The organism is Niastella sp. (assembly GCF_045805085.1).
Taxonomy (GTDB): Bacteria; Bacteroidota; Bacteroidia; order Chitinophagales; family Chitinophagaceae; genus Niastella.
In genome coordinates, this window is sequence record NZ_JBJMLX010000566.1 from 1 (window position 1) to 6,850 (window position 6,850).

General features: G+C 42.7%; 5 protein-coding genes. 3 read left to right on the plus strand and 2 right to left on the minus strand.

Annotated elements, in window-relative coordinates; all coding sequences use genetic code 11:
* Positions 1-284 precede the first annotated feature (284 nt).
* The 3 genes from ACJ751_RS29405 to ACJ751_RS29415 are packed head-to-tail and all read left to right on the plus strand — an operon-like array spanning position 285 to position 3,904.
* Positions 285-1,541 carry a T9SS type A sorting domain-containing protein gene (locus ACJ751_RS29405; RefSeq protein ID WP_407749117.1) on the plus strand — a complete coding sequence of 419 codons (1,257 nt, stop codon included), beginning with the start codon at positions 285-287 and terminating at the stop codon, positions 1,539-1,541.
* A 12-nt stretch (positions 1,542-1,553) separates the two neighbouring features.
* Positions 1,554-3,497 (plus strand): cytochrome-c peroxidase, encoded by a 1,944-nt coding sequence (locus tag ACJ751_RS29410; RefSeq protein ID WP_407749118.1) that lies wholly within the window; start codon positions 1,554-1,556, stop codon positions 3,495-3,497.
* Between the two features lie 41 nt (positions 3,498-3,538).
* Positions 3,539-3,904, plus strand: coding sequence for a c-type cytochrome (locus ACJ751_RS29415; RefSeq protein ID WP_407749119.1), 366 nt, complete (start codon positions 3,539-3,541; stop codon positions 3,902-3,904).
* 18 nt (positions 3,905-3,922) lie between these two features.
* On the opposite strand, the gene ACJ751_RS29420 is transcribed toward ACJ751_RS29415, so the two are convergent.
* Positions 3,923-4,936, minus strand: coding sequence for a PorP/SprF family type IX secretion system membrane protein (locus tag ACJ751_RS29420; RefSeq protein ID WP_407749120.1), 1,014 nt, complete (start codon positions 4,934-4,936; stop codon positions 3,923-3,925).
* Positions 4,937-4,947: 11 nt separating this feature from the next.
* Positions 4,948-6,850, minus strand: a 1,903-nt coding sequence (locus ACJ751_RS29425) for a hypothetical protein (protein WP_407749121.1), incomplete at its 5' end; no start/stop codon positions are given.

Here is a 6,850-nt window from a genome sequence, read left to right on the forward strand (position 1 = left end):
CGTCAGATAGAACAGTTCAATGGTGCAGTAGACCAGGCGTTCCGTTTCGGCAGCATGTATATGCAGGGCTCCTATATTGTTGAAGTGCACCAGGGCAATAACATAAAAGTGTTGCATATTGTAAAGATCTAATCAGTTCAGTTACAAAAAACAGAAAGGCAATTGTAGAATTTGCAGGGCTTCAGCTAGTAAAGATAGCCTCTCTTTGAAAAACCAACAGGCCCGTGAACCCAAGTGTTCGCGGGCCCTGGTTTAAAACATTATTCAACTTTCATCTAATTGTTATGAAACAACTATTAAGTTGCAGGACACTATTAATTTCACTTGTCTTTTTTTTTAAAGATGTCCGGGCACAGTCTGACCGCATTACCTATGCGGTAACATCCATTAATAACAGCGGCAAGGAATGGATCGCATTACGAAAAATGGATACCAGAACGGGGAAGTTCGGCAGTATGATATTGAACATGACTAACAGGAACCCCGCGGCCAAACCGCTTTCTACCAGTGAAATGGCCGCCATTAATGCAGGTATTGCTCCGTTAAGTAATATTTCCGCAAACAATAACCAGCCTGGTAATACGGGTGTAGCTGCCATCGCCTACGATCGGAAATTCAACCGCCTTTATTATGTTCCCATTAATGATGATCAGCTGCGATATGTTGACCTGGCAACGATGGTTTCATATAGCGGTGCCGGAAAAACTTTCAGCAAAGCCGGCAATTATGTGTTTCAACCCGGCGATCCCATCACCAGGCTGGTGATTGCGCCTGATGATTACGGCTATACGATCACAAATGATGGCAATCACCTCATTCGCTTTACAACGAACGGGACGCCGGCGATTACCGATCTGGGTAATTTGACTGATGATCCGCACAATAATGAAATGACCATTCATAGCTCCTGCGCCAACGCCGGCGGTGATATGGTGGCCGATAATTCAGGGAATTTATACCTGGTCACCGCTTCTAACCGGGTGTTTAAGGTGACTATTAAAACCCGCCTGGCTACTTATGTGGCAACGATTGCCGGGCTGCCTGCCCAATTCACTACCAATGGGGCAGCAGTAAATGAAAACGGTCAATTGATAGTTAGTAGTTCATTGTATACAGATGCCTGCTTCATCGTGGATCCGCAAACCTGGAAAGTTATTCCCGGCACTGTAAATCATCAGCTATATGGTGTTGCCGATCTCGCAAGCAGCAATGTATTGCGTACAAAAAAAACAGGCTCTTCCGTATTCGTTATCAGCTGGCCCTTAAAACAGGCCAGCAAGGTAAAAGTATTTCCAAATCCCGTACTATTTGATCAAGTAAACGTGCAGTTTGCCGGGTTGCCACCTGGTAATTATACCATTGAGCTGGTAAGTGCATTGGGAAAGACCGTAATGCAGCAAAAAGCGACCATTTCAGTAAATGTGCAAACGGAGGTACTTCAAATTTCAACCATCACCGCCCAGGGCTTTTATTATATCCGGGTATTGAATGAAAAGCAAAACATCGTAAGCGTACAAAAACTGGTCGTTGAACGGGATTGAAAAATAATTCGTATGGCTAAAGTATCATTCATAATAGTATCCATTGTGGCTGCTGTTGTATTGGGTGCGTTCTCATTCAAACCATGGAAGACCGACCATTATATCAGCAGCTACAGGGATAAACTGAATTATTTTGCTGCCAGTGAAAGCGAATTACTGCAAACGATCCGTGGCCAGGACCTTACTACGGAAACAGGCATTGCCAGGGTAAAAGAACAGATCCGGCTGGCAAGGTTATCATTAAAAGGTATTGATTTCTGGTTGCGTTACCTGGAACCTACGGCCTATTATAAAATTAATGGTCCGCTGGCGATAGAGTGGGAAACCGAAGTGTTCGAGAAATTTGAAAAACCTTACAAGCGGGAAGGAGCGGGTTTGTCACTGGCTGAAATGTATCTCGAAGAAAAGAATGTTATAAAAGACAGTTTGCTACATTTGATACAATCATCGTTAATCGCTACCAAAATATACCTCGAAGATTCCATTACAGAGAATTTAAATACTTACGCTCATTTCTTCCTGGCAAACAGGCTTTTCTTATTAAACCTGGCGGCCATCTATACCACTGGTTTCGAATGCCCTGAACCCGGCAATATTATACCAGAGTTAATTGCCATGCTGGAAAATGTAAAAAACATCTATACTATTTACAACGGAAGTTTTACGAACAACCCTGTTAACGATCGTTATCTCCAATTATACGATAGCACCATCGCTTTTGTAAAAACGCAGGGGCCTACCCTGGAAAATTTTAATTATTTCCTGTTTATCAGGGATTATATCAATCTGCTTTTTTCTTTGAACCAGGAAATGATAAGAGATTATAAAGTGGTGTCCGGCAGCTTTGTTGATTATACGCTAACCGATCAAAGCACGTCTGTTTTTGATAAAGCATTGTACAATGGGCAAAACACCAAAGGTATTTATAGTAGCATCGACGATCCCAAAACACTGGCCGAGATAAAACATATTGGAAAATTGTTGTTTTACGACCCCATATTATCCGGCAATAATCAGCGCAGTTGTGTGTCGTGCCATAAGTCAACGGAATATTTTACCGATACGGCAGCAACTACCAGCCAGCATTTCAATAACCATACTTCTTTACCACGTAATACACCTACGCTTATTAATGCGGTATATAACCATTTACTGATGTTGGATGGCAGGCATATCTCCCTGCAAAACCAGGCGAAAGATGTAATTACCAATCCAAATGAAATGGGTGGCACAGAAGCAGATGTTGTGAAAAAAGTATTGAGTTGTAATGAATACAATGAAGCCTTTAAACGGTTTGTCAAACTTACTCCCGGCCGTACAACCATAAGTATCGATCATATTGCATCGGCCATTACCATGTATTACAGTTCCTTTAGCAATTATTATTCACCTTTCGATATGGCCATGAACCAACCACTTTCCACTGGCGGAAAGCGGTTGATGAGCGAAGAGGCTGAAAAAGGTTTCAACCTGTTTATGAGTAAAGCCCAATGTGGCACCTGTCATTTTGTACCGCAGTTTAACGGGGTAAAACCACCCTACATCAGTAGTGAATTTGAAGTGATCGGCGTACCGGAAGATACCACCTTCAAAAATGTAAATACCGATCCGGGCAGGTACAAAGTAAATCCGGCGTACGAAACCCTGCACGCATTCCGCACAGGCACTATACGCAATGCCCAGTTCACTAAACCCTATATGCACAATGGCATCTTTAAAACACTGGAAGAAGTGATCGATTTTTATGATTCCGGTGGCGGTGTTGGCAAAGGACTGAAAATAGAAAATCAAACATTGTCGTCCGATTCATTAAAATTGACAACTACCGAAAAAAAGGAATTGATCGCGTTTATAGAATCCTTAAGTGAACAGATCAGGTTTGAAGGAGCGCCATCACAGCTACCTTCTTCAAAAATAAGTGAATTGAATCAACGTAAAGTAGGCGGCACCTATTAGGTCATTGTCAGAACGCCTGTAACCTTCTTTAAAGATTAATTATGCAAAAAGTGTATGTACTACTGGGTTTAGTCGCATTCATCATCCTTGCACAATGTGCGCCGCAGGTAAAAGTGGAGTATAATATACCTGAAAACCTGAATGAAGCACAGAAAAACGAACTAAAAGCCAGGCTGGACAAAGGCTTGCAGCTGTATAAGCCCAATTGCTCAGGCTGTCACGGTATATTTACAAAAGGGAAAGACAGTATCCCGAATTTTACCGCCAAACAGATCAGCGCTTATAAAGCACGCCATGAATTACACGACCCTGCCAATCATGCATTCGCCATGAAGATGCCATCTGAAGACCTGGATGCCATTTTAAATTTCCTGTTATTGCGAAAGAAACCTGATGAAAAACAATAAGGTTTGAGTACCCTTAAACTACTTCCACGGACACCAGATCACTCCTTTATTATGATCATCGCCTCGTAAAATAAACGACAATTCAAAAGTCTTGGGTTTTTGTGCAGCCTGGCTGAGTTTTGAAACGGTAAAATCGTATGTAAGTCCAAACTGCATCGTTTTATAACGTAAACCAACATATGGTATAATGGCATTATTCGACCAATACCAGAGGCCCAAATAAAGCACCTGGTCTTCGCCTGTTTCGCTGATAAACATACCCATGGCGCCACCAATGGAAAAATAGCTCGCACCAGACTGGCTCTGGTAAATACCATTTACATTAAGCAGATAGTTATCATTAAGATAAGTTTCAAAATTACCATGCACCACCTTACGCATAGCCAGATATTGATGAGGATCTTCGAGAACCGTTTGTTTTGGTTTGTTCAGGTGAAATACGGCAACGCCGAAATCGACATTTGACCTGTCGTTAGTATAACTATATGTAAGGCCGGTGCTGGATGAAAAGTATGGCTTCATATTTACGAGCGCATCTTCACCTGTAGGCAGATTGGCATCAAAACCATTTCCGGTAAACTGATCAGGAAATGCAAGCCGGTGAAATGCTATTCTTTTATTGGCATAAATCCCCCCCACTCCTATTCCCAGCCGATGATCGCCCTCGCCGCTGGACAAAGTAACATTATAGGAAATATCTACTGAACCATATACACTTTTATGAATTCCCGACATGGAATAATCATACATCAGCATACCGCCCAAACCCAATACATTCGATTCAGGCAATTTATCTGTCATCACTTTGCTATCGAATGAAACCGTTCCTGTGGCATAGGGGCTGGCCGGACCAATCCACTGATCTCTGAAATTGGTTACCATTCTCCATTTATTATTAATATTGGCAGTTAATGCCGGGTTAATATTCAGCGGCGATGAAAAGAATTGCGAAAAGCTTGGGTCTTGGGCATGTGTAAAGACCGGGAAAGCGATCAACAACAACACTGTTTTAATAATTTGTTTCTGTTTCATAATGCACATTTTTATCTTAACAACATTGCATTACCAGCTCGTTTAAATACGGTACCATCGTTTCCTACCGCTTCTACCGTCCATGTGTAGGTATCCATTACCTGAGGTACGCCTTTGTAGACGCCATCCCATCCTACTCCCAATTGGTTCGTTTCGAACATCAGTTGTCCCCACCTGTCAAATACCCTGAAGTATCTTAATTCAACAATATTGCGTGTGAATGGAAACAGGTAATCATTGTGGCCATCCTTCTTATGTGGCGACCAGGCGGTTGGCACCCACAAATCGGGTAGTCCAGTTACTTGTCCGCGTGCAATCAGCTTCACAGACTGTGTATCAACCACCGCACATCCGCTTTGAGAAGTTATATAGATCAGGTAATCCATTCGTTGTGTATAATTAAACACCGGATCGAATATTTCGGTCCCACTCAGACCGGTTCCGGGCGACCACTTATAATTGAAATTATTACCCAGTGATCGGGCCTTCAATGGTGTTGGCTGGTTGGCGGAAGTAGTAACATCAGGGTACCGCACGGCAGACACGGCAGGAATAACTGTTACACCAGCAGCAGCGCGAATGGAATTATTCGAACAATAAGCATCTGACACACTGGTTAACGTATAGGTGGCATTGGTTGCCGGTGACACCTGCCATTGATAGGTTGTGCCTGTAATGGCTGTTACAGTATGGCTTGTTGCACTATCTGTATAAGTTATAGTAAATGGCGGTTTTCCAATAAGCTTAACAGTTAAGGTAGCTTTTGCCCCCTGGCAAACAGTGGCGCCAGCTATACTGGCTGTTGGAATGCTGCTAACCTGAACATTTACAGGCTTAACGACTGAGCAGCCTGCGGCATTTACTGCTTTAATATAATAGCTTCCGCTTGCGGTAACTGTACCTGGATTTGCCAGTAGCTTAGTAGCCGCAGCATCTGTAAAATAGGAGAAAGTAAGACTTGCATCACTGCCGGCAGTAATATCGGGAGCAGTAAGATTAACACTTGTTTGTAGACAAACCACAGGCGGATTGTTTACGACTAAGTTCGGTGCAGTATTCAGCATAAGATCAGTAATAATAATGCTGTCGCAACCAATCAAGCTTACAAATGTTGACTTATAAACGCCGCTTGCTGTAGCAATTGTTCCATTTGGCAATTTATAAGAATCTGCACAGGTTGATACATTTTCAGTTTTAGTAAAGGAAGGTTTCACTATTAGGATCAGACTGGCAACAGAGTCGCAACCGGCGGCGCCCAGCAAAGTATCCTTGTAGGTTCCACTGGCATTATACTGATTGCCATTCCAGGTGTATGGCAATTGGCTGCTGCATATGGTAGTATTGGTCGTACTGGTCAGCATCGGATTTACAGTCAGTATTAAAGTAGCGATCGAGTCACAACCTGCTACACCAATCAAATTAGCCGTATAGGTTCCTGCAGCAGTAAGGCTTTGGCCGTTCCAGGTGTATGGAAGTTGATTATTACAAATGGTGGTATTAGTCGTACTGGTGAGCGTTGGGCTAACTATCAGTATTAAAGTAGCAATAGAATCACAACCTGCTGTACTAATCAGATTAGCCGTATAAGTACCAGCTGCAATAAGACTTTGGACATTCCAGGTGTACGGCAGTTGGTTATTACAAATCGTAGTATTGGTCGTGCTGGTAAGTGTTGCAGACACCGTTAAAACGAGCGTAGCAATAGAGTCACAACCAGCAGCACTGATCAGATTAGTCTTATAAGTACCAGCAGCAGTAAGGCTTTGGCCATTCCAGGTATAGGGCAGCTGGTTATTACAAATAGTTGTATTGGTTGTACTGGTAATTGTCGGGCTAACAGAGAGCACCAGTGTCACAATAGAATCACAACCTGCTGTACTTATCAGATTAGCAGTATAAGTTCCGGCAGCAGTA